The sequence below is a fragment of the Pseudomonas sp. FP2309 genome (assembly GCF_030687575.1).
Lineage (GTDB): Bacteria > Pseudomonadota > Gammaproteobacteria > Pseudomonadales > Pseudomonadaceae > Aquipseudomonas.
Map to the genome: position 1 here is coordinate 2,513,423 of NZ_CP117439.1, position 24,270 is coordinate 2,537,692.

Below are 24,270 nucleotides of genomic sequence, written 5' to 3' on the forward strand. Positions count from 1 at the left end.
ATACCAGTTTGCGTTTATGCGCAAAAGTGATGTTTGAGTATATGCAAATAACCAAAATGACTAATGAGAACGGTTATCGGAGTAACCACATTTGTCATGCGGGCAATCCTGGACTTTACTGTGCTCGTGTCTTTGTGCAATCACCTATAAAACCGACAAGAGGCGATGCGATGAGCAATCCGACAAAAGCCCGTAAACCCGACAGTACCGTGGACGCCTGGGCCATTCTGTTTTTGATTATCCTGGTGGTCGGCACAGCCGTGTTCTGGGTCAGCCATCAATAAAGGACTTTGATTGAGCCTCGATTGGTTGTCTGACTGCCATTATCATGGCGGCCAATTTTCAAGGCTCAAACAACCATGCTGAAGGTCTTGCTGACGTGCGTGTGTGCACTGGGGATGACGTATGGCGCCATTGCCCATGCGACCTCGGTGCTCTTTCTCAATCCCGGCATGTCGACGGAAACCTTCTGGGTCAGCTATACGCAGTTCATGCAGGCCGCCGCCAGGGACCTCGGCCTTGACCTGCGTGTGCGTTATTCCGAGCGCGACAGTCAAAACACCCTGATACAGGCGCGCGAGGCGCTGCAAGGCCGCCAGCGTCCCGATTACCTGGTGGTGGCCAATGAGCAATACGTAGCGCCGCAGATCCTGCGCATGGCCCAGGGCAGCGGGGTCAGGCTGCTGTTGGTGAACAGCGCGCTGACCCCTGACCAGACGCAGGTGCTGGGCGCCCGCAGCGGCATCGATGTGATCGGCGCGCTGGTCGCCGATGATGAACAGGCCGGCTACCTGATGCTCATTGATATGTTGCGTCAGCACGGCCCCGTTGCGCCGGGCGACACCCTTGATCTGCTGGCGTTTTCCGGTATCAAGACCACCCCGGTCGCGCAACTGCGTGAGCAAGGCATGCGCCGAGCCCTGGCCGAGCATCCCGAGGTGCGCCTGCGTCAGTTGGTCTACGGGGAGTGGAGCCGTGCGCGCGCTTTGGAGCAGGCAACCCTGCTGTTCAAGCGCTATCCGCACACTGCGCTGGTGTGGTCGGCCAATGATCAGATGGCACTGGGCGCCATGCAGGCGCTTCAGGACAGCGGCCGAACACCGGGCAAGGACACGCTGTTCAGCGCCGTTAACAGCTCGCCCGAGATCCTTGAGGCGCGCCTGGATGGGCGCTTGTCGAGCCTGGTCACCGGGCATTTTACCGTGGGTGGGTGGGCCATGGTGCTGATCCATGATGATGCCAAGGGTCTGGATATCGGCGCCCACGGTGGGCGCGACCGCCCGCGGGCGTTATTCCAGTTGATCAATCCATCCCAGGCGCGTCGCTTACTGGGGCCGCCCCCAGCGGTGAACTTTCGCGCGTTGTCCGCCCAAGGCAAGCCGGCATCCTACCGTTATCCCTTCAGCCTAAGTCTGCTGCTGCGCTAGACGCCGGCCAGGTGCAGCACCAGCTTGACGATGCCGAACAGCGTCAAGGCAAATACCAGCGTGAACAGGACGCCCAGGATCACAAAGTGACTGGGCTTGCCGTGGGTGAAGTCGCGGGCGCGGTTCTTGCCGCTTTGCACGCCAAAGGCGGCGGCCACCACGCTGTGCAGCATCTGCCAGAAACTCGGTGGCTTGTTGTTGGCTGGATCGTCCATAGGTCCCTCGACACCCGGTGTGTGAGGGACAGCATAGACAATCGCGCCGAGCTTAGTTGTCGTAGCCCAGATTCGGCGCCAACCAGCGCTCGGTCACGGCCAGGTCCTGGCCTTTGCGCGCGGTGTAGCTGACCACTTGGTCCTTATCGACCTTGCCCACGGCAAAGTACTGCGCCTGGGGGTGGGCAAAGTACCAGCCGCTGACCGCCGCCGCCGGGAACATCGCGTAGTGCTCGGTCAGGAACACGCCGCTGCGGCCGGCTTGCATTTCGCGTGCTTGTGGGTCGAGCAGTTGGAACAACTGGGCTTTCTCGGTGTGGTCCGGGCACGCGGGGTAGCCGGGGGCAGGGCGGATGCCGCTGTACTGTTCCTTGATCAGCGCCTCGTTATCCAGCTGCTCGTCCTTGGCATAACCCCAGTAGTCTTTACGCACTTGCTGGTGCAGCCATTCGGCGCAGGCTTCAGCCAGGCGGTCGGCCAGTGCCTTGACCATGATCGAGTTGTAGTCGTCGCCCGCGTCCTGATAGGCCTTGGCCACTTCTTCGGCACCGATGCCGGCCGTGGTGATAAACCCACCCACGTAGTCGGTGACGCCGCTGTCCTTGGGCGCGACGAAGTCGGCCAGGGAGAAGTTCGGCTTGCCATCGGTCTTGATGATCTGTTGGCGCAGGTGATGCAGGGTGGTCAGCGGCTTGCCGTCGTCAGCGTAGACTTCCAGGTCATCGTCGTTCACCTGGTTGGCCGGCCAGAAACCGAACACGGCACGGGCGCTGATGAGTTTTTCGTCGATCAGCTTCCTGAGCATTTCCCTGGCATCGGCGTACAGCGCGGTGGCGGCTTCGCCAACCACTTCATCGGTGAGGATGCGCGGGAACTTGCCGGCCAGGTCCCAGGAAATAAAGAACGGCGTCCAGTCGATGTACTCGGCCAGCACCTTGAGGTCGATGTTGTCCAGCACCTTGGCACCGGTAAAGGTTGGCACCACCGGGGTGTAGCTGGCCCAGTCAAACTGCGGTTTCTTGGCGACGGCCGCCGCGTAGCTCAGGCGTTCAGTGCGCGCGCTGCGGTTGGCCGTGCGCTCACGCACATCCACGTACTCCAGGCGGGTTTTCTCGACGAAACCGGCCTTCAGCTCTTTTGACAACAACTGGGTGGCCACGCCGACTGCGCGCGAGGCGTCGGTGACGTAGATCACTGCGTCGTTGCTGTACTTGGGCTCGATCTTTACCGCCGTGTGCGCCTTGGAGGTGGTTGCGCCGCCGATCATCAGTGGCAGGTGGAAGTCTTGGCGCTGCATCTCGCGGGCCACGTGCACCATCTCGTCCAGGGACGGTGTGATCAGACCGGACAGGCCGATGATGTCGCACTTCTGCTCCCTGGCCACCTGCAGAATTTTTTCCGCCGGCACCATCACGCCCAGGTCGACGATGTCATAGCCGTTGCAACCGAGCACCACGCCGACAATGTTCTTGCCGATGTCGTGCACGTCGCCCTTGACCGTGGCCATCAGGATCTTGCCCTTGGCTTCCGGCTTGTCGCCTTTTTCCAGCTCGATGAACGGGATCAAGTGGGCCACGGCCTGCTTCATGACACGGGCGGACTTCACCACCTGGGGCAGGAACATTTTGCCGGCGCCGAACAGGTCGCCGACGATATTCATACCGGACATCAGCGGCCCTTCGATCACTTCGATCGGGCGCGCGAACGACTGCCGGGATTCCTCGGTGTCTTCGACAATGTGCGTGGTGATGCCTTTGACCAGCGCGTGTTCCAGGCGCTTGTTCACCGGCCAGCCACGCCATTCTTCAGTTTCGGCTTCCTTGACGCTGCCGTCGCCCTTGTACTTGTCGGCGATGGCGAGCAGGGCGTCGGTGCCGTCCGGGGTGCGGTTGAGCACCACGTCTTCCACCGCGTCGCGCAGCTCGGCCGGGATCTGGTCGTAGATCTCCAGCTGGCCGGCGTTGACGATACCCATGGTCAGGCCCGCGCGGATCGCATACAGCAGGAACACCGAGTGGATCGCCTCACGCACCGGGTTGTTGCCACGGAACGAGAACGACACGTTGGACACGCCGCCGGAGGTCAGTGCGTAGGGCAGTTCGTCGCGGATATAAGCGCAGGCGTTGATAAAGTCGACGGCGTAGTTGTTGTGCTCTTCGATACCGGTGGCGACCGCAAAAATGTTCGGGTCGAAGATGATGTCTTCCGGCGGGAAGCCCACCTCATTCACCAGGATGTCGTAGGAGCGTTTGCAGATCTCTTTCTTGCGCGCTTCGGTGTCGGCCTGGCCGGCTTCGTCGAACGCCATCACCACCACCGCCGCGCCGTAGCGCTTGCACAGCTTGGCGTGGTGAATGAACTGCTCGACGCCTTCCTTCATGCTGATGGAGTTGACGATGCCTTTGCCCTGGATGCACTTGAGGCCTGCCTCGATGACTTCCCACTTGGAGGAGTCGATCATGATCGGCACGCGGGAGATGTCCGGCTCGCCGGCAATCAGATTGAGGAAGGTCACCATGGCCTTCTTCGAGTCGAGCATGCCCTCGTCCATGTTGATGTCGATCACCTGGGCGCCGGCTTCCACCTGCTGCAGGGCGACTTCCAGGGCTTCGGTGTAGTTGTCCTCGCGGATCAGGCGCGCGAACTTGGCCGAGCCGGTGATGTTGGTGCGTTCGCCGACGTTGACGAACAGCGAGCTGCGGTCGATGGTGAACGGCTCCAGGCCCGAGAGGCGGCAGGCCTTGGGGATGTCCGGGATCGGGCGCGGCGCATAACCGGCCACGGCCTTGGCGATCGCTTCGATGTGGCCTGGGGTGGTGCCGCAGCAGCCGCCGACGATATTGAGGAAGCCACTTTGGGCGAACTCTTCGATGACGTTTGCGGTTTCCGAGGGCAGCTCGTCGTATTCGCCGAATTCGTTGGGCAGGCCGGCATTAGGGTGCGCAGACACATGGGTGTTGGCTTTGTTGGACAGCTCTTCCAGGTACGGGCGCAGCTCGCTGGCGCCCAGGGCGCAGTTCAGGCCCACCGAGATCGGCTTGGCGTGGGCCACGGAGTTCCAGAACGCTTCGGTGGTCTGGCCCGAGAGGGTGCGGCCGGACGCGTCGGTGATGGTGCCGGAGATCATGATCGGCAGTTCGATGCCCAATTCTTCGAATACACCCTGCACGGCAAAGATCGCGGCCTTGGCGTTGAGGGTGTCGAAGATGGTTTCGATCAGGATCAGGTCGGCGCCGCCTTCGATCAGGCCTTTGGTGGCCTCGGTGTAGTTCTCCACCAGTTCATCGAACGTGACGTTGCGGTAGCCGGGGTTGTTCACGTCCGGTGACAGCGAGCAGGTGCGGCTGGTCGGGCCGAGCACGCCGGCGACGAAGCGTGGCTTGTCCGGGTTCTCGGCGGTCTTGGCATCGGCGATTCTGCGCGCCAGGCGTGCGCCTTCGACGTTCAGCTCGTAGGCCAGTTCTTCCATGCCGTAGTCGGCCATGGAGATGCGCGTGGCGTTGAAGGTGTTGGTTTCAAGGATATCGGCACCGGCATCCAGGTAAGCCTTCTCGATCCCACCGATCACGTCGGGGCGGGTCAGCACCAGCAAGTCGTTGTTGCCTTTGACGTCGCTCGGCCAATCGGCGAAGCGTTTGCCACGGTAGTCCTGTTCCTCCAGCTTATAGCTCTGGATCATCGTGCCCATGCCGCCGTCGAGGATCAGGATACGTTCCTTGAGGGCGTGGTGAAGGGCGTGCAGACGAGCGCTACGATCGGACATGGGACTACTCTGGTCAGGCATTACGGAGGGCGTGGATCATAACAAACCTGTGCCGATTTGCGGCATGCGCAGCTTTTGCATGAATATCACTCATGTTGCGAGGAGGGCTGGCCCGGTAGAATCATCGCCAATTTTTCAGCGCACGCATTGAATCGGGACCGGCCACATGTCACTTCGCCTCACCACCACGGCCGTCCTGTCGCTGCTCACCTGCGTTGCATGGGCCCAGGACGCCGCCCCGGCGATCTCCTACACCCGCGACATTCAACCGATCTTCACCGAAAAGTGTGTGGCCTGCCACGCGTGCTACGACTCCGCCTGCCAGCTCAACCTGGGCAGTGCCGAGGGCGCGTCACGCGGCGCGAGCAAAGCGCTGGTGTATGACGGGGAACGCAGCCAGGCGACGCCGACCACTCGACTGTTTTATGACGCCTTCGGCAAACAGGCCTGGCAACAGAAGGGTTTTTACTCAGTGCTCGATGCCCAGGGCAGCCAGGCAGCGCTGATGGCGCGCATGCTCGAATTGGGTCATAACACGCCGTTGCAGCCCAACGCCAAGCTGCCCGACGAGATTGTATTGGGCCTCAATCGCGACAATACGTGCGCCATGCCCGGCGAGTTCAACGCCTACGCCGGCGCCCATCCCAGGGAAGGCATGCCGCTGGCGGTCACCGGCCTGACGGATCAGCAATACCAGACCCTGCAGCGCTGGCTGGCTGCCGGCGCATCGATTGACGAGCAGGGCCTGGTGCCGAGCGCCGGTGAAGCCTTGCAAGTGCAGCAATGGGAAAACCTGTTCAACCAGCCCGGCGCCCGTGAAAGCCTGGTGGCGCGCTGGCTGTACGAGCATTTGTTTCTGGCGCATATCTACTTTGAGGGCGGCGAACCGGGGCATTTCTTTCAGTGGGTGCGCTCGCGTACGCCGAGCGGTCAGCCGATCGACCTGATCAATACGCGCCGGCCGAACGATGACCCCGGCACCCGCGTGTACTACCGCCTATGGCCGGTGCAGGGCGTGATCGTGCACAAAACCCACATCACTTACCCGTTCAGTACCCAGAAAATGGCACGCATCAAGGCGTTGTTCTACGCCGATAACTGGCAGGTCAACGCCTTGCCGGGTTACGGGCCGGGCCATCGCGCCAACCCGTTCGAAACGTTCGAGGCTATCCCCGCCAAGGCGCGTTACCAGTTCATGCTCGATAATGCCGAATATTTCGTGCGCACCTTTATTCGTGGGCCGGTGTGCCGTGGGCAGATCGCCACGGACGTGATCCGCGATAACTTCTGGACCCTGTTCCAGGACCCGGACCACGATTTGTACATCACCGATGCGCGGTATCGCGGCCAGACGACGCCGTTACTGGCGATGCCGGGGCAGATTGATGACGTCGGCAGTGTGCTGAGCCTGTGGCTCAAATACCGCGACAAGCGCAATGAATACGAGGCCTTGCGCCGCGACAGCTACGCCGACCTGCCGCCACCCGGTTGGTCCACCCTGTGGGCGGGCAATGACAACGCCTTGCTGAGCATCTTCCGCCACTTCGACAGTGCTTCGGTGAACAAGGGCCTGATCGGCGAGATACCGCAGACGCTGTGGCTGTTCGATTTCCCGCTGCTGGAGCGCACCTATTACCAATTGGCGGTGAATTTCGACGTGTTCGGCAATGTGTCGCACCAGGCCCAGACTCGTCTGTATTTCGACCTGATCCGCAACGGCGCCGAGCAGAACTTCCTCCGGCTGATGCCCGCCGATAGCCGCGACGCCTTTATGGATGATTGGTACCAGAACAGCGGCAAGATCAAGCTATGGATGGACTACGAAGCGATTGATAACGACAAACCCAGCGGCCTGCACCTGGACGAAAAAGACCCCAAGCGTGACTTTGCCACCCAGTTGCTCAGCCGTTACGGCGATCTGAATGCCAGCCCGGACCCGATCAACCGCTGCGCGGGGGCCTATTGCTCACGTGACGGCATTGACCCGGCATTGCGGGATGCGGAGCAGGCCCTCAGTCGCCTGACCGCGCGCCCGGCGGCGGGGCTCAAGGTGATCGAGCAATTGCCCGAAGCAACGATGCTGCGCATCGAAACGGCCGGGGGCAAGCGTGAGATCTATAGCCTGCTGCGCAACCGCGCCCACAGTAACGTGGCGTTCCTGCTGGGTGAGGCGTATCGCTATCAGCCAGGCCTGGACACCCTGACCCTCTACCCAGGCGTGCTCAGCAGCTACCCGAACTTCCTGTTCAATGTGCCAGTCCACGACGTGCCGGCATTTGTCTCGCAGATGGAGCAGGCCAGGGACACCAACCAGTTCGAAGCCATTGTTGATCGCTGGGGCGTGCGCCGCAGTCATCCGCTGTTCTGGCAGTATTTTCACGACTTGTCGCGGTACGTCCGCGAGACCACGCCGGTCGAAGAGGGTGTGCTGGACATGAATCGCTATGAAAACCTCTGACAGGCAGGTCGGTGCTTTTCCGACAAAAATACTCGGACTTTGTACCTGCGTAATATTTTGGCGTAAACTGCCGGCAAGCCTGTGAGGAGTTTCCATGACTGCCATAACCATTACCGACGCCGCCCACGATTACCTGGCTGACCTGCTGTCCAAGCAGAACACCCCAGGAATCGGCATCCGCGTCTTCATCACCCAGCCCGGCACCCAATACGCCGAGACCTGCATTGCCTACTGCAAGCCCGGTGAAGAGAAGCCTGAAGACACCGCCCTGGGGCTCAAAAGCTTCACCGCGTATATCGACAGCTTCAGCGAAGCGTTCCTGGACGACGCGGTCGTCGACTACGCCACCGACCGTATGGGTGGCCAGTTGACCATCAAGGCGCCCAACGCCAAGGTGCCGAACGTCAACGCCGACAGCCCGGTCAACGAGCGCATCAACTACTACCTGCAAACCGAGATCAACCCTGGGCTTGCCAGCCACGGCGGTCAGGTCAGCCTGATCGATGTGGTCGATGACGGCATTGCGGTCTTGAAGTTCGGCGGCGGCTGCCAGGGCTGCGGCCAGGCGGACGTGACCCTGCGTGAAGGCATCGAGCGTACCTTGCTCGAGCGTATTCCCGAGCTTAAAGGCGTGCGCGATGTGACTGACCATACGCAGAAAGAAAACGCCTACTACTGAGTAAGGCGTTCACTGCGAGCAAAAAAACGGCGCCCCGTGAGCGCCGTTTTTTTTGCTTATGAATCAGCGGTTTAAATGGTTTTCTTGATAAATCGGATTAATTTTTTCGCGTGCGCGCATGGCGAAACGATTTTTATAGTTTATGTATAAATATCAACGAGCTATCGGATTAACATCGCGTGGTTTATCAAGATCGATAAAGGTGCGCGTGCCCGGCGCGATACAGCGACGACTCACTGAAACCGTCACCTGACAGCACCCGACCCACCACAATCAACGCCGTGCGCCGAAACCCCTTGGCCGCCACTTTCTCGGCGATATCAGCGAGTGTCCCCATCGCCAGGTCCTGATCCGGCCAGGTAGCCCGATGCACCACGGCGATCGGGCAATCGGCGCCATAGTGCGGCAGCAACTCGGCGACGATCTTCTGCAGATGGTTGACCCCCAAATGAATCGCCATGGTCGTGCCGTGACGGGCCAGGCTGGCGAAGTCCTCGCCGGCGGGCATGCTGGTTTTGTCGGCGTAGCGGGTCAATATCACGCTTTGGGCGATGTCCGGCAGGGTCAGTTCGGCCTCAAGCAACGCCGCGCAGGCGGCCACTGCGGTGACGCCGGGGATGATCTGGAACGGGATGCCCAGCTCGCGCAAATGGCGGATCTGCTCGCCGATCGCGCCATACAGGCTGGGGTCGCCGGAATGCACGCGCGCCACGTCCTGGCCGTTGGCATGGGCGGCTTTGATCAGGTCGATGATCTGCGCCAGGTGCAGTTCGGCACTGTTGACCACCTGCTGCGCCTGGTGCCCCTCCAGGACGGCGGCGGGCACCAATGAGCCGGCATAAATGATCACCGGGCAACTGCGGATCAGGCGCTGGCCTTTGACGGTGATCAATTCCGGGTCGCCGGGGCCGGCACCGATGAAGTAGACGGTCATGGACAATTCCTGTGAAAAAGCGGGCGAGCATGAATGTTGCTCATGATCGGAAAGCGCGATTCTGGGGATTCTAATCGGCGCAGGCCAGCGCGAAGGTGACCTGCGTGGTTTTTTTGCGGGTAATCAGCAGTCGGGCAGGGGCGCCGCCGCGCTGTTCGGCCAAGGCCAGAGCGGCGCTTTCGGCGATCCCGTAACAGCCGGTATGGGCGAACGCGACGGCAGACTTGTGGCTAAGCCGGCCCTCATAAGCAGCCAATTGCTCGGCGCTGAAGCAGTGCAAGGGCAGGCCCAGCCGTTGAGCCAATGCCAGCAGCCCTGGCTCATCCTGTTTGCGATCGATGCTGGCCAGCGCGCTGATGCAGTGGCGCTCGATCCCGCCCTCGGCGAGGGCGCTGTCAAACAGTGCCAGCAGGGTGTGCACGTCACAACCCCGCTGGCAACCCAGGCCGACCACATAGGTCATGCCGAGTATTGGTCGTTGCGGTTGCGGCGGAACAGCCAGGCACTGATCAGGCCCAGGGCGAGCCAGAACACCACGTTGGTCAACTGCGACGCGATCTTGAATTGGGCTTCGAGAGCCTCTGGGGCCAGCATCGAATGCACTTCCGGTTGCGGCGCTCCAATCACATGGGGCACGGCGAGAATGGCCGCGCCGAGCACTTTGAGCAGCCAATTGCGGCCGAACACGATCAGCGCAATGCCGGCTGCGGTCGAGGCGGCTGTGCCGATCCACCAACTCTGGCGCAGTGCCAGGTCGGCGGCGGCGGTGCCCGGCAGTTCAGGCGGCAGGCCCAGGGTCGGCGCCAGCACGAAGGTCGCATACCCGGCCAGGCCCCACAGCAGGCCTTGAGCGGTGCGGGTTGGCGTGCGCAAGGTGTAGAGACCGGCCAGCATCAGCGCGAAACCCACCGCTACCACCAGATTGCCGCCGGTGGTGGACAGCACGCGCTGCCAGCCGTCTTGCGGCTCCCAGGCTTCGGCGTCGTGGCTGTGGGCCGCAGCCCCTGCGCCGTGATCATGCGCCACTTCGGCGGCTGCCGGGGCGTGTTCAAAGGTTTCCGCCTGCAGAATCAGCGGGGCGACCCAGAAGCTTTGCAGCAGGGTCAGCAGCAGGGCGGCCAGCAGGCCGCTGAACCCTGCGGTTTGCGCAATACGCTTGATCATGTCGTCAGCTCTCAATGGCACGGGAACGCGGCGCTGTGGCGGGTATCGTGGGCGGCGTTGTGCACCGCCTCGATATGCGAGAAACCGGCGAAATACACCAGGCACGCGCCGAGGATCGACGCGCCGATGGCGGCGGTCAGGCGTTGACTGAGCGTGGTGGTCTGGCTGGCGGTGTGCGAGGTGCTGCTGATGATCGACATGGCGCGTCCCTATCAGGTGTCAGGGTGAAACGAGCGCATGAAAACCCCGCGAGCCAGGCACGCAGGGTTCTGAACAGCGCCCGCCCACCGCGGGTTTGTTATCTGAATTTTTCGGGCCGGTCTCCGGGCTTGCGAGGGGCGCTCCTGAGAAGGAGTGGGGCCTGATCAAGCGTCTCCTTCCCATGCTGATGCACAGTGGATTTGACGCTTCGCTCGCTTACCGTTGCGGGGGCAGCACCGGACTGGTCATAGGTGTATGACGCACCGGTTTCCCGTTTCACCCTGTGAAGGGCACCCGAAACAAGGCGTGTAGGAAAGCATGCAGAACGGCGGTAGTCAAATGGGCCGAGCCCCTGTAGCCTTGCACCTTCGAGGTTCTTCGGCCCAGGCCGAAGCTAAGAAGGGAACGCGGTTCAAGCCGCGGCTGCCCCCGCAACTGTGAAGGGTTTTCCGACTGCCACGCCACTGCCTGAACCGGCGGGAAGGCGCAGTCGGCGCCGGTCATGTGACCCGCAAGCCCGAAGCCAGGAGACCTGCCTCGTAACCGATTTTCTACTTCAACCGGGCGGGGTGATCCGGTGACGAAATCCGCTTCTGCGCCGCGCCGCAGGGCCTATCGTCCCGTATGCCCGCCCCAAAGGGCATCCGATGAAAACACTGGCCAAACTTCCCGTCACCATCGTCACCGGCTTTCTCGGTTCGGGCAAAACCACGTTGCTGCGCCACATGCTCGACAATGCCCAGGGCCGTCGCATCGCCGTGATCGTCAACGAATTCGGCGAGTTGGGTATCGACGGCGACATCCTCAAGCAGTGCTCCATCGGTTGCACCGAAGAAGAAGCCAATGGCCGCGTCTACGAGTTGGCCAACGGCTGCCTGTGCTGCACCGTGCAGGAAGAGTTCTTCCCGGTGATGCGTGAGCTGGTCGCCCGTCGCGGCGACCTCGACCATATTCTTATCGAAACTTCGGGCCTGGCGCTGCCAAAACCCCTGGTGCAAGCCTTCCAGTGGCCGGAAATCCGCAGCGCCTGCACGGTTGATGCGGTGATCACCGTGGTCGACAGCCCGGCCGTGGCCGCCGGCACCTTCGCCGCGTTCCCTGATCAAGTCGACGCCCAGCGCAAACTGGACCCGAACCTGGATCATGAATCGCCGCTGCACGAGCTGTTCGCCGACCAACTGGCCAGTGCCGACCTGGTGATCCTCAACAAGGCCGACCTGATCGGCCCCGAAGACCTGGCCCGTGTGCGCCTGGAAGTCGCCGAAGAGCTGCCGCCGGCAGTAAAAGTCATCGAAGCCAGCAGCGGTCGCCTGCCGCTGGACGTGTTGATCGGCCTGGGTGCCGGCTCCGAAGAGCACATCGACGGTCGCCACAGCCATCACGATCATCACCACGACGGTGAAGACGATCACGACCACGATGCGTTCGACTCCATCTCCATTGACCTGCCCCAGGCCGACGAAGCGCTGCTGCTCAACGCCCTGAACCAGTTGGTGGTGCAGCACGGCATCCTGCGCATCAAAGGGTTTGCCGCGATCCCGAACAAACCGATGCGCCTGCTGATCCAGGGCGTGGGCACGCGTTTCGACAAGCACTTCGACCGTGCCTGGGGCGCCGACGAAGCGCGCGTCACACGCCTGGTGCTGATCGGCCAGGCGCTCGACGCCGCCAGCCTTGAAGCGCAGTTGCGCGCCGCGCTCAGCGTTTAAACCATGCACCTGCTCAGGACCCAGCCCGGCGGTTTCGTCGCGGACGACAATATTGCCGACCTTGGCCAAACCCCCGCCGAGCTGGTGATCCTGTGCAGCGGCGATTCCAGCCTGGCGCTGCTGGCCGAAGCGGCGCAGCAGTTGCCTGAGGATTATCCCAGCCTGCGCCTGGCCAACCCGATGCAGGTGCAGAACCATGCCTCGGTCGACCTGTACGTCGACGAAGTACTGTGCCACGCCAAAGTCATCCTGATCTCCCTGCACGGCGGCATTGGCTACTGGCGCTACGGCATCGAGCGTTTGGTCGAGCTGGCCGAGCGCGGCGTCACGCTGATCCTGGTGCCGGGGGATGACCGTCCAGACCCGGAGCTCAGCGGCCTGAGCACGGTCAACGCCGAGCAACGCGACCGTCTCTGGCGCTTCCTGCGCCAGGGCGGCCTGGCCAACGCGCTGGATTTTTACCGCTGCCTGGCCAGTGGTTATCTGGGGCGCGAATACCCGTGGGCCGAGCCGCAAACGCTGCCGCGCACCGCGATTTATCACCCCCATTGCGCCAATGCCCGTCTCAATGACTGGCAGAGGGAGTGGCAGGCCGATCATCCCGTGGCGGCGGTGTTGTTCTACCGTTCCCACTTGCAGGCGGCCAATACCGCTTTTATTGACGTATTCTGCCAACGTTTGCAGGCCGCGGGCCTCAACCCGTTGCCGATCGCGGTGGCCAGCCTTAAAGAGCCCGGCTGCCTGACGGTGGTCGAGGACCTGCTGGACGAGGTCGGCGCGGCGGTGATCCTCAACACCACCGGGTTTGCCCAGTCCAGCCCGGAAGCCCCGCATTTGCGTCCGTTTCGCCGCAATATCCCGGTGATCCAGGCCATTTGCGCCCAAGACAACCAGCCCGGCTGGCAGGCCAGCGAACAGGGCCTGGGCCCGCGCGACCTGGCGATGCACATTGCCTTGCCGGAGCTTGACGGGCGCATCATCAGTCGGCCGATCAGCTTCAAGGACCTGGCCTGGCGCAGCGAGCGCAGCCAGTCGGATGTGGTGTGCTACCGCGCCGCGCCCGAGCGCATGGATTTTGTCGCCGAGCTGGCACGGCGCTGGGTCGAGCTGGCGCGGGTGCCGAACGCGGATAAACGCATCGCGCTGGTGCTGGCCAACTACCCGACCCGCGATGGCCGCATCGGCAATGGGGTGGGCCTGGACACCCCGGCGGCGGCGCTGAATATCCTGCGGGCCCTGCAAGCCGAAGGGTATCCGCTGCCGCACGCGTTACCGGACAGCGGCACGGCCCTGATCCATGAGCTGCTCGGCGGCGTCACCAACGACCTCGACAGCCTCGACCTGCGCCCCTGCCACCAAAGCCTGGGCCTGGACGACTATGAGGCGATGTTCCAGCGCTTGCCCGAGGCCAATCGCCAGGCCGTGCTGGAACGCTGGGGGACGCCCCACAACGACCCGATGTGCCGTGACGGCCGCATGATGATCGCCGGCCTGCGCCTGGGCCTGACGTTCGTCGGCATCCAGCCGGCGCGCGGTTATCAAGTGGACGCCAGCGCGGTGTACCACGACCCGGACCTGGTGCCGCCCCACGGCTACCTGGCGTTCTATTTCTGGTTGCGCCACACCTACGGCGCCCACGGCGTGATCCACGTCGGCAAGCATGGCAACCTCGAATGGCTGCCGGGCAAAGGCGTGGGGCTGTCGGAAAACTGCTGGCCCGACGCGCTGTTGGGCCCGCTGCCGAATATCTACCCGTTTATCGTCAACGACCCGGGCGAGGGCGCCCAGGCCAAGCGGCGTACCCAGGCGGTGATCATCGATCACCTGATGCCGCCGCTGACCCGCGCCGAAACCTACGGGCCGCTGCGGGACTTGGAGCTGTTGGCGGACGAGTATTACGAGGCACAACTGCTCGACCCGCGCCGCGCCCGTGAGCTGCAAAAAGACATTCTCAAGCTGGTGCGCGAAACCCGTATCGACAAGGAGCTGGAGCTGGACGGCGACGCCGACGCGGCGATCTGGCTGCCGCGCCTGGACACCTACCTGTGCGACCTGAAGGAATCGCAGATCCGCGACGGCTTGCATATCTTTGGCGAGTCGCCCGCCGGCCGCCTGCGCATCGATACCTTGCTGGCCTTGCTGCGCATCCCGCGTGGCGACGGCCGTGGTCCGCAATCGAGCCTGCTGCGGGTGCTGGCCAAAGCGTTCGCGCTGGGGTTCGATCCGCTCGACTGCGCCCTGGCCGAGCCCTGGTCAGGGCCGCGTCCGGCGGTGTTGCAGAGTATCGATGCGCAACTGTGGCGCACGGCCGGGGACACCCGAGAGCGCTTGGAGTTGTATGCGGCACGGTTGATCGAGCAGGCGCTGGAAGGCCCTCTGGAACAGCTGGAAGAGCCCGGCTGGGAAGACGTGAAGGCGGTGATCGAAAGCCTGCGCATCGTGGTGGCGCCGCGCCTGGATGCCTGCGGCCCGGCGGAAATGCGCGGTTTGCTCGACGCCCTGGGCGGCCGCTTCGTGCCGGCAGGGCCCAGCGGCGCGCCGAGCCGTGGGCGTCTGGATGTGCTGCCCACGGGGCGCAACTTTTTCAGCGTGGACGTGCGCAACCTGCCCACCACCACGGCCTGGCGCATCGGCTTCCAGTCGGCGAACCTGATTCTGGAGCGGCATCTGCAGGATCATGGTGACCACTTGCGTCAACTCGGCCTGTCGGTATGGGGCACCGCGACCATGCGTACCGGCGGCGATGACATCGCCCAGGCCATGGCGTTGATGGGCGTGCGTCCGGTGTGGGCCACGGGCAGCCAGCGCGTGGATGACTTTGAGATCCTGCCCATCAGCCTGCTGGACCGCCCGCGCGTCGACGTGACCTTGCGTGTGTCCGGGTTTTTCCGCGATGCATTCGCCAACCTGATCCGTTTGTTCGACGCGGCGGTGCAGGCGGTGGCGGCGCTGGACGAGCCGGACGATATGAACCCGTTGGCAGCCAAGGTGCGCAGTGAGCGCCTGGCCTTGCTCGCCTCCGGCGTGGATGTCGACACCGCCGCGAAACAGGCCGGTTGGCGCATCTTCGGCGCCAAGCCCGGTGCCTATGGCGCCGGCGTGCAAGGCGCAATTGACGGGCGCCTGTGGCAAAGCCGTGAGGACTTGGCGCAGGTCTACCTGAACTGGGGCGGCTACGCCTATGGCGGTTCCGATGAAGGCACCGCCGCCCGTGGCCAATTCGCCAGGCGCTTGAGCCAGGTGCAGGCCGTATTGCACAACCAGGACAACCGCGAGCATGACCTGCTCGATTCCAACGACTACTACCAATTCCAGGGCGGCATGCTTGCCGCCGTGGAAACCCTCAGCGGTGACAAGGCGGCCAGCTACCATGGCGACCATAGCCAGCCGGACTTACCAAAGGTTCGCACCTTGAAGGAAGAGCTCAACCGGGTAATCCGCTCCCGCGCCGCCAACCCCAAGTGGATCGACGGGGTGAAGCGCCACGGTTACAAAGGCGCGTTCGAAATGGCCGCAACCGTGGACAACCTGTTCGCCTTCGACGCCACCACCGGCTTGATCGACGATCATCAATACGCCTTGCTCACCGACGCTTACCTGCTCGACCCGGACACTCGGGCCTTTGTGCAACAGCACAACCCCGCCGCGTTGCGGGACATGACTGAACGCATGCTGGAAGCCCAGCAGCGTGGCCAATGGCAGGAGCCGGGGGCGTACCGCGAGGCGCTGGAAAACCTGTTGCTGGATATAGAAGAAGACAGTTGAGACGGCGATGCCGGGCCCGCTCACCACAAAAACGGGCCGGGTGCCTGCTTCAGGCCTGTTACGTACAAAAGGTGTGCTCATGACACAAGGCCCACTCATCCAGGATGTTTGCCTGTATTGCAGAATTAAAGAGAGCTCGGATGACTGATATTCCCCACTTCCCGCTGTCCGCCGTGGTCGGCGCCGACGCGTTGAAACTGGCGCTGTGCCTGACCGCCATCGACCCAAAGATCGGCGGCGTGCTGATCGAAGGTCCGCGCGGCATGGCCAAGTCCACCCTGGCCCGTGGCCTGGCCGACCTGTTGGCCAGCGGGCAGTTTGTCACGCTGCCCTTGGGCGCCACCGAAGAGCGCCTGGTCGGCACCCTTGATCTGGACGCGGCGCTGAGTGAAGGCCGCGCGCAGTTTTCGCCTGGGGTACTGGCCAAGGCCGATGGCGGCGTGCTGTACGTCGACGAGGTCAATTTGCTCGCCGATCACTTGGTGGACCTGTTGCTCGACGTGGCCGCCAGTGGCACCAACCTGATTGAGCGGGACGGTATCTCCCATCGGCATTCAGCGCGTTTTGTGCTGATCGGCACGATGAACCCGGAGGAGGGCGAGTTACGCCCGCAGTTGCTCGACCGCTTCGGTTTTAATGTGGCCCTGAGTGGGCAAACCTTGCCGGCCGAGCGCGGGCAGATCATCCGCCGACGCCTGGATTTCGACAGCGATCCGCAAGCGTTCTGCGCGCAGTGGGCAGCCGCACAAACCGCGTTGCGTGAGCGCTGCACGGCGGCGCGGGCGCGGCTCGAGCGGATTGCCCTGGATGACCGGGCGCTGGCGCAGATCACCGAGCGCTGCTTTGCCGCCGGCGTCGACGGGCTGCGGGCCGACCTCGTCTGGCTGCGCGGGGCCAGAGCCCATGCGGCGTGGCGTGGCGCGGATGAAATCGCGGAGGAAGACATCGAAGCCGTGGCCGAATTTGCGTTGCGTCATCGTCGCCAGGATTCGTCGCCACCGGCCAGCCCGCCGGATCAGGGCCAGCGCCCGCAACCGCAACCCTCCGACACCTCACCCGGCCAGGGCCAGTGGGGCGACATGCCCGCGCCGCCCCTGCCTACAGGGGCGCGCCGCGAGGTGCCCACCTGGCCAAAAAAGCCCTAGGCATTCGTCCCCGACCCGACGCGGCGGCGGATGCCCGGCCCCAGGCGGGGCGATTGGACAGAGGCAGGCAAGGCAAGGCTCGCAGCGTACAACAGGGTTCGATCAATTGGCCGGGCACCCTGCTTGGAGGGCGGCCGCGCTGCCGCGAGGATCTGCGGTTTCACCTGCGCAGTCGTTCGGAGCATCAGTTATGGCTGGTGATTGTCGACGCCTCCGCGTCCACGCGACGACATCGTGCCCTGACCGATGCCAAGGGCCTGCTGGCCCAGCTGTTTGACGACGCTTATCGGCAACGGGCGCGCATGGCGCTGTTGACCGCCAGCGGCCAATCGCCCGCCTGGCAGGTGCAAGGGCTCAAGGCGGCGAAAGGCTTGACGGGTTGGCTGGCGCAGTTGGGGGCGGGTGGCGGGACGCCCTTGCTGGCGGCCTTGACCCAGGCGCAGCAGTGGCTGGCGGCGCGGCGAAAGCGTTTTCCGGCCGAGCAACAGAAGGTGCTGGTCATTACCGACGGGCGACTCAAGCACATCAACGGCTTGCCGGCGCTGGACTGTGCGGGGGTGCTGGTGGATATCGAGCGGGGCCCGATCCGGTTGGGGCGGGCGCAAGCGCTGGCGGTTGGGTTGCAGTTGGACTATCGGCATATCGACAGCTTCCAGGGCCAGGGCGAGATCGGGAAGCGTCCTCCTTAAAAAGTCGAATCTTCCGACATTAATCACCGATAACCAATCTTTACTCTTTGGGCTTTCGCAGCTCAGGGATTGGAGACATGGCTTCCAGCGTTTCACCAAGCGTTTTTTTCGACCATACCCGCCACATTTTGTGGGTCCGCAACCTGGCGGCCCAGCTCGATGTCCTGGCCTTCGACGGCCAGGAGCACCTGAGTCAGCCGTTCCTTTATCGGGTGGAGTTCACCAGCACCGAACGTGACCTGGCCGCCGACAGCCTGCTCGGCCAGGACGCCAGTTTCAGTCTGCACGCCGCGCCCCGAACGCTGCCGCTGTTTAGCCTGAACCCGCCGCCCATCAAACCGCTGCGTACGCTGTATGGCGTGGTCACGGGCTTCAAACGCCTGTCCGGGTCCAACGACCAGGCTGTCTACGAGATTACCTTGCAGCCACGTCTGGCCCTGCTCGACCGTGGCCGGCAGTTCCGTATCTACCAGCATCAGTCGGTGCCTGAAATCGTCGAGAGCATTCTGCGCGGTCGTCACGACCTGGAAGGCCAGGACTTTTTCTTCAGATTGGCATGCGAACACCCCAAGCGTGAACAGGTCATGCAATACGGTGAAAGTGACCTGAAATTCATCGCTCGCCTGCTCGCTGATGTCGGCATCTGGTACCGCTTCACCAGCGACGAGCGCCTGCGCATCGACGTCGTCGAGTTTTGCGACAGTCAAATCTTCTATGAATTCGACATCAAGCTGCCGTATCGCCCGCAATCCGGGCTGGGCAGCAGCGGCGAGGATGGGGTATGGGCGCTGCAGTCCAACCATCAGGTGGTGGAGCAGCAGGTGCATGTGCGCACTTACCACCACCGGCATGCCAACGCTTACCTGAGCGCCGAGGTCGACCAGACCCGTGGCGCGACCACCACCTACGGCGAGGCCTACCACTACGCCGAACCCTACACGGCCCTGGGTGACCCAATCGATCAGCACGAAGACCTGCAAGGTGGATGCGGCTATTTCTACGCACGCCTGAGCCACGAACGCTACCTCAATGAGCAGACGCAACTCAGCGGCGTGAGCAGCAGCGCCACCCTGGCGCCGGGCCAGGTGCTCACCATCACCGGCGGCGCCCCCCAGGCGTTTAGCCCTCGCGTTGTGATCACGGGCCTTAAAACCAAAGCCGCCCGCGACCGCAGTTTCGTCGCCAGTTTTACCGGCATGCCCTATTCGGAGACCGTGTGCTTTCGTCCGCAAGTGGAGCAAAAGCCGCAAATCGCCGGGACTGTACCGGCCCGTGTCAGCAGCCCGGAGGCCAATGACCCCTACGGCCACATCGACCTCGAAGGCCGCTACAAGGTCCATTTTCTGTTCGATCGCGATAGCTGGAAGGCCGGTGAAGAAAGCGTGTGGCTACGCCTGGCGCGGCCCTACGCCGGCGACACCCACGGCCTGCATTTACCGCTGCTGGCCGGCACCGAAGTGGCGGTGGCCTTCGAACAGGGCGACCCGGACCGCCCCTACATCGCCCATGCCCTGCACGACAGTGAGCACCCCGATCACGTCACCCTGCGCAACTACAAACGCAATGTGCTGCGCACGCCGGCCAATAACAAACTGCGCATGGATGACACGCGCGGGCAGGAGCACGTGAAGCTGAGTACCGAGCACAGTGGCAAGAGCCAGCTCAATCTTGGGCATCTGGTGGATGCCGGACGCGAAAAGCGTGGTGAAGGTTTCGAGCTGCGCACCGATGGTTGGGGAGCGATTCGTGGTGGCAAGGGTTTGTTTATCAGTGCCGATGAGCAGGCGATGGCTTCGGATAACATGCTGGCCATGGCACCTGCCTCAGGGGAGGTGGCAGATGCAAAGCAGCAAATCGCCGACTGGCAGGAAATCGCCCAGGCTCACCATAGTCATCAGCCGGCAATCGAGGGTTTGCAGCAGTTTCAGGACAGTGCCAAGGACCTCAGCGCCTCGGCCATGCTGCTCAGTGCGCCCGAGGGCATTGGTGCGGTGACACCGGCCAGTATGCTGCTCAAAAGCGGCAAGTCGCTGTACGTGCAAAGCAGCGATGAGATCAACCTGGCCGCCGCCCAGCGCCTGTCGGTCCATGCAAACGAAGCCATCTCCCTATTGGCCCAGCAAGAAGGCATGCGCCTGGTTTCCGGCAAGGGCCCCCTGGAGATCGAATCCCACGGCGACGTGATGAAGCTGATTGCCCAACAGGACATCACTCAACAGTCGGTACAGGGCCATCTGCAACTGACGGCCAAAAATGGCATCACCCTGGGCTGTGGAGGTGCCTATATCCGGCTTACGCCGCAAGGCGATATCCATATTCATGGCCCGGGTTTGCTCAGTCTCAAGGGCAAACATCGTTTGAATCCGGGGACCAGTGAGCAATTTCCGTTGCCGGAGTTGCCCGGCTCGGTTTGCAAGGAATGCCTGAGGAAGGCGCAGGCCACCGGACAAGGCTTCGTTCCCAGGGAGGTGCAAGCATGAGTGCGGCTCCTTGCGATACCTGGATAGAACTGCTGGAAGTCTCCTGCGCAGAAGTGTCCGTCACCTGCCTGGATATCATCATCGATCAGGCCGGCAGCGAGTCTCCTTTATTGCCCAGCGTACTTGGCGTGGAGCCTGCACTGCCTTGGCACTCGTTATTTACCGGCTTGCCTGAGGCCGCCGCCAGCGAGCTGGCGCCGTTGCTGGTGCGTGTCGACCTGGCGCAACCCCTGCAACGCCAGTGGCTTCTCGGGCTGGCGCAAGCGCTGAAGGGGCGCTCCCAGCTGCTGGTGCTGGCCTCCTTCTGGCCTTTCCAGGAATTGGCCGAACACCTGGGGCAATGCCTGGAAGTGCGCAATGGTGGGCACCTGGGCTTGCTGCGTTACTACGACCCGCGTGTTTTCCCGTTGCTGTTCAGCCATGTACTTGAACCCGAGCAGCAACACCGGTTGCTGTGTCCTGCTGTGTTCTGGAGTTGGCTGGATCGCGACGGCATTCCCAGGCAGCTCAAGGGGAGGGTCGATGCGCTGGAGCTGCCGGAGGACCTTGCACCGATTGAACTCAGCGATAAACAACTGGAAACGCTGTGCTGCGCCAGTGACGCCACGACAGCCATGGTGAGCCTGGCCGATGCACTGCCGCCTGAGTGGAGCGCCGAGCAGCACTTTCAAGCGTGCTACGCCGCCATGCTCGACGCCACCCATGTGGGGTTGTTGCTGGCGCCCGAGCGTCAAGCCCACACCCTCGACAGGTTGCGCACCCTTTGCGCGCCACACCCCAGCGAAGACAGGACATGAACGGTATGTACAGATCCAGGGACGGCAGACCTCGCCTTGCCATGCTCGGTGCTTTGGCGGGCGCTTTGTGTGCGCAAAACGGTTTGGCCAGCACGCTCGAGGCGATCAATCACACCCACTGGGCGATCAACCGATTCAGTGTCGATGGCCGCTCAGGCATCGACATCATTGGTCCGTATCAGGGCGGTGGGGGCGGCTGCTGTTATGTCGCCCCGGCGCGTTGGCGGCCGGGGATGACGGTGCGTGTTGATTGGGAGAGTGGGGCGGGTAGTTCAGCTGGATTTCCAGGCTTCGCGGATCGGGAAAAATACTATGCGTGGATCGAAAAGATCGACTCCCAAAAACGCCAACTCACCAAAATAGTCCCTGTTCCCGACTACACAGGCCAGAAAGTCTGCGGCCTCACCGTTCACTTCCTGCCCTGCGATGACATCCAGGTCACCACCTCCTGCTACGCCTACGGCAGTCCCGAATACCCGATCAAAACCCCTCTGCAGTTGCCGGAGCCTCAGTCATGTCCGAAATGAAACATGCCAGTGTCTGCTACCCGCCACCGTTTCCTCTGGAGGGGCGTCTGCCCCGTCGGGTTGGGCAGGTTCAGCAAAATATCCTGCGCCAGTGCGAGCAGGAGCGGGGTTATCACGATGCACTGTGTCTGGCCGCCGGTCGCCGGGTAACGCCACCGTGCTGCAAGACCTTGCACGTCAGCCTGTTCTTCGACGGTACCGGCAATAACCTGAACAACGACCTGTACGAATCTGCGACAGTGCATCCGACGAACATCGCCCGGCTGTTTCGGGCCACCGTCGGAGCGGGTCATGCCGGTGGGACCGGGCACAACGACAGAGCCCAGCGGTTGACCGACGCGCCAGGCACCGGCAACGGCCAGTACTTCAAGTACTACATGCCTGGCGTCGGCACACCGTTTGCGGAGGTGGGCGACCTCAACTACACCACTGCCGGGCTGGCCGGGGCCTGGTTTGGCGAAGAGCGGATCAATTGGGCCCTGCTGATGCTGATCGATGCCCTGCGGCGCACGCTGGGCCTGCCGCGACAGGACAACATGAGCCTGAGGGCAGCGGTCCAGGCCATGGGCACGTTGCCAGGGCTGGAATCCATCAAGGGCCAGGCCAACCGGGCGACGGTGTTCAACAAGCAACTCACGTTGATCGAACAGCCGTTGCGCCTGGCCTTGGCGCAACCGAATCCGGGCTCTTCAAAACTGTTGGGTCTGAAGGTGTATGTCTACGGTTTTTCCAGGGGGGCAGCGGCAGCGCGGGCGTTTGTCAGTTGGCTGAATACATTGATGCGTTACCGCCCGAACTTGAAGCTGGGTGATCTGGAACTACCCCTGAGCGTGGAATACCTGGGGTTGTTGGACACCGTGGCCTCGGTGGGCATCGCCGACATCCTGCCGGGGGCGGATGGGCATATGAGCTGGGCCGATGGCAATCAGGAACTGCCCGGTGGTGGGCTGGTCAAGCGCTGCCTGCACCTGACGGCGGCGTTTGAGCAGCGACTGTGTTTTCCGCTGGAGTCGATACGGCGCGAGAGTGGTGCTTACCCGGTGAATAGTGTGGAGGTGATTTATCCAGGGGTGCATTCGGATTTGGGGGGAGGGTATCCGCCGGGGGATCAGGGGAAGGCTAACGGCGAAAGCGATCATTTGTTGTTGTCGCAAATATCCTTGAATGATTTGTATGCGGATGCTTTTGCACATGGCGCACCGTTAAAGGTTCCAAAAAAAATGTTACCAATCGGACTAGGCCATGAGCCATGGCGGGCAATGGCCCCCGAAGTCGTTTTAGAATTTATTACTGCGCCTATTTTAGTCGAGCGCTTCAACGCCTGGCGCCAGCTAACCTTGGGTCTACCGCCGGTCAATCAACCTCTACCCACAGAACAAATAGAACGCTACCAGCCCCTCACGTCCACCGCCACCTTGGAACAGGCCGCACGGACCCAGTTAGGCTGGATCACCGCCTGGCGCATCAATCGCTACGCTCTTGCCAGCCTCAAACAGACTCCGTTCTACCTCCAGGCAAGCGATACTGAAGCCGATACGGTGGCTCGTGAAAAAGCCAGGACCCAACGCAATCAAAATCAGGCTGCCGTCGAAAAACGCCGTCGCCAGCAACTCGCTATCGAGCGCGAAGGCCGCACGCCGAAAAGGCCACTGGAACCCGGGGTCAAGGACTTCGATGCCGACATGGGGCAAACCCAATTGCGCGAGGCCGCCGAGGAGTTTGGTGCAGCCTACCGCGACCCCGATCACCTGGCCTCCAGCCTGAGTCGAGTGTTACCGGCGAACACGCCGCCCTTGGTGGTGCTGCGCATCATCACCGCCGACGCCCGCGTTGAGTGCCGGCAAATGAAAGCGGCAGGGCAGGCCAGGGTCGACCAACTGTTTGCGCCGCCCGCTGGTTACCGCAATCGGCTGACTGCCGACGCCTATGGTCGCGTACACAAAACCGCCAACCCCAATGAACCGGTGGAGCTGTTGCGTGCGCTGTTTGATGACCAGGTCCACGACTCCCGCGCCTGGTTTCTTTATTCATTGGGCCGTGAGCCGATGGGCAGCTATTTCCGTGAGCGCATGGTGTTCTTCGGTGAAGCCAGCAGAAGAGAGCTCGCGCTCAATCCCGAAACCCAAGCGACGATGCTCGCCGACATCACAGCGTTACCTGCCTCGAATGCGGTCATTGCAACTTCACCCCCGGTCATGGAAGCCCACCGTTTGGCTGAGGCTCACAAGGCCATCGATGCGCACTGGGCGGCCTATTACGCCAGGCTCGGCGAGGTGAGCAATGTACAGATCTGATTCTGTTTCGCGATGCAGCGCTC

General features: G+C 62.6%; 17 protein-coding genes and 2 riboswitches. Of the genes, 11 read left to right on the forward strand and 6 right to left on the reverse strand.

Going from position 1 to position 24,270, the window contains the following annotated elements:
- Positions 1 to 359 precede the first annotated feature (359 nt).
- On the forward strand, positions 360 to 1,427 hold the full coding sequence (locus tag PSH59_RS11510; protein WP_305395092.1) for an ABC transporter substrate-binding protein: 1,068 nt from the start codon (positions 360 to 362) through the stop codon (positions 1,425 to 1,427).
- On the opposite strand, the gene PSH59_RS11515 is transcribed toward PSH59_RS11510, so the two are convergent.
- Positions 1,424 to 1,642: a DUF2970 domain-containing protein gene (locus PSH59_RS11515; protein ID WP_248082542.1), complete on the reverse strand. Its 219-nt coding sequence runs from the start codon at positions 1,640 to 1,642 to the stop codon at positions 1,424 to 1,426. The genes PSH59_RS11510 and PSH59_RS11515 overlap by 4 nt on opposite strands.
- Positions 1,643 to 1,694: 52 nt before the next feature.
- Positions 1,695 to 5,405: a methionine synthase gene (metH, locus tag PSH59_RS11520; RefSeq protein WP_305395093.1), complete on the reverse strand. Its 3,711-nt coding sequence runs from the start codon at positions 5,403 to 5,405 to the stop codon at positions 1,695 to 1,697.
- Positions 5,406 to 5,571: 166 nt separating this feature from the next.
- On the opposite strand from metH, the gene PSH59_RS11525 reads away from it, so the two are divergent.
- Together PSH59_RS11525 and nfuA are read left to right on the forward strand one after the other, a co-directional pair.
- Positions 5,572 to 7,863, forward strand: a complete 2,292-nt coding sequence (locus PSH59_RS11525; protein WP_305395094.1) for a fatty acid cis/trans isomerase — start codon at positions 5,572 to 5,574, stop codon at positions 7,861 to 7,863.
- Positions 7,864 to 7,957: 94 nt separating this feature from the next.
- Complete coding sequence (gene nfuA / locus PSH59_RS11530) at positions 7,958 to 8,542, forward strand: Fe-S biogenesis protein NfuA (RefSeq protein WP_248082535.1); 585 nt, start codon at positions 7,958 to 7,960, stop codon at positions 8,540 to 8,542.
- 187 nt (positions 8,543 to 8,729) lie between these two features.
- Here nfuA and cobM read toward each other — a convergent pair whose 3' ends face one another.
- The 4 genes from cobM to PSH59_RS11550 all read right to left on the reverse strand — a co-directional run bounded on the left by cobM (position 8,730) and on the right by PSH59_RS11550 (position 10,840).
- Positions 8,730 to 9,476 carry a precorrin-4 C(11)-methyltransferase gene (gene cobM, locus PSH59_RS11535; RefSeq protein WP_248082533.1) on the reverse strand — a complete coding sequence of 249 codons (747 nt, stop codon included), beginning with the start codon at positions 9,474 to 9,476 and terminating at the stop codon, positions 8,730 to 8,732.
- 70 nt (positions 9,477 to 9,546) lie between these two features.
- A complete protein-coding gene (locus PSH59_RS11540) occupies positions 9,547 to 9,939 on the reverse strand; it encodes a cobalamin biosynthesis protein (protein WP_305395095.1) in 393 nt (130 codons plus the stop codon).
- Positions 9,936 to 10,640, reverse strand: coding sequence for a CbtA family protein (locus PSH59_RS11545; protein WP_305395096.1), 705 nt, complete (start codon positions 10,638 to 10,640; stop codon positions 9,936 to 9,938). Before PSH59_RS11545 ends, PSH59_RS11540 begins: the two co-directional genes overlap by 4 nt.
- An 11-nt stretch (positions 10,641 to 10,651) precedes the next feature.
- Positions 10,652 to 10,840: a CbtB-domain containing protein gene (locus tag PSH59_RS11550; protein ID WP_248082527.1), complete on the reverse strand. Its 189-nt coding sequence runs from the start codon at positions 10,838 to 10,840 to the stop codon at positions 10,652 to 10,654.
- 96 nt (positions 10,841 to 10,936) lie between these two features.
- Positions 10,937 to 11,154: riboswitch (cobalamin riboswitch) on the reverse strand.
- A 41-nt stretch (positions 11,155 to 11,195) separates the two neighbouring features.
- A riboswitch (cobalamin riboswitch) is annotated at positions 11,196 to 11,396 on the forward strand.
- A gap of 92 nt (positions 11,397 to 11,488) precedes the next feature.
- On the opposite strand from PSH59_RS11550, the gene cobW reads away from it, so the two are divergent.
- The 8 genes from cobW (at position 11,489) to PSH59_RS11590 (ending at position 24,247) form a co-directional block, all read left to right on the forward strand.
- Positions 11,489 to 12,550: a cobalamin biosynthesis protein CobW gene (cobW, locus tag PSH59_RS11555; protein WP_305395097.1), complete on the forward strand. Its 1,062-nt coding sequence runs from the start codon at positions 11,489 to 11,491 to the stop codon at positions 12,548 to 12,550.
- A gap of 3 nt (positions 12,551 to 12,553) precedes the next feature.
- Positions 12,554 to 16,315 (forward strand): cobaltochelatase subunit CobN, encoded by a 3,762-nt coding sequence (gene cobN, locus PSH59_RS11560; protein ID WP_305395098.1) that lies wholly within the window; start codon positions 12,554 to 12,556, stop codon positions 16,313 to 16,315.
- Positions 16,316 to 16,455: 140 nt separating this feature from the next.
- The gene (locus PSH59_RS11565) at positions 16,456 to 17,460 is read left to right on the forward strand and encodes an ATP-binding protein (RefSeq protein WP_305395099.1); all 1,005 of its coding nucleotides are present in this window, start codon (positions 16,456 to 16,458) and stop codon (positions 17,458 to 17,460) included.
- Positions 17,461 to 17,513: 53 nt separating this feature from the next.
- Positions 17,514 to 18,149: a VWA domain-containing protein gene (locus tag PSH59_RS11570; protein WP_305395100.1), complete on the forward strand. Its 636-nt coding sequence runs from the start codon at positions 17,514 to 17,516 to the stop codon at positions 18,147 to 18,149.
- A gap of 77 nt (positions 18,150 to 18,226) precedes the next feature.
- Entirely contained in the window at positions 18,227 to 20,629 is a 2,403-nt protein-coding gene (locus PSH59_RS11575) for a type VI secretion system Vgr family protein (RefSeq protein WP_305395101.1), read from the forward strand.
- Positions 20,626 to 21,426, forward strand: coding sequence for a DUF4123 domain-containing protein (locus tag PSH59_RS11580; protein ID WP_305395102.1), 801 nt, complete (start codon positions 20,626 to 20,628; stop codon positions 21,424 to 21,426). The genes PSH59_RS11575 and PSH59_RS11580 overlap by 4 nt, the downstream gene beginning before the upstream one ends.
- Complete coding sequence (locus tag PSH59_RS11585) at positions 21,423 to 21,953, forward strand: DUF3304 domain-containing protein (RefSeq protein WP_370694402.1); 531 nt, start codon at positions 21,423 to 21,425, stop codon at positions 21,951 to 21,953. Before PSH59_RS11580 ends, PSH59_RS11585 begins: the two co-directional genes overlap by 4 nt.
- On the forward strand, positions 21,941 to 24,247 hold the full coding sequence (locus PSH59_RS11590) for a DUF2235 domain-containing protein (protein WP_305395103.1): 2,307 nt from the start codon (positions 21,941 to 21,943) through the stop codon (positions 24,245 to 24,247). The genes PSH59_RS11585 and PSH59_RS11590 overlap by 13 nt, the downstream gene beginning before the upstream one ends.
- Positions 24,248 to 24,270: the final 23 nt, after the last annotated feature.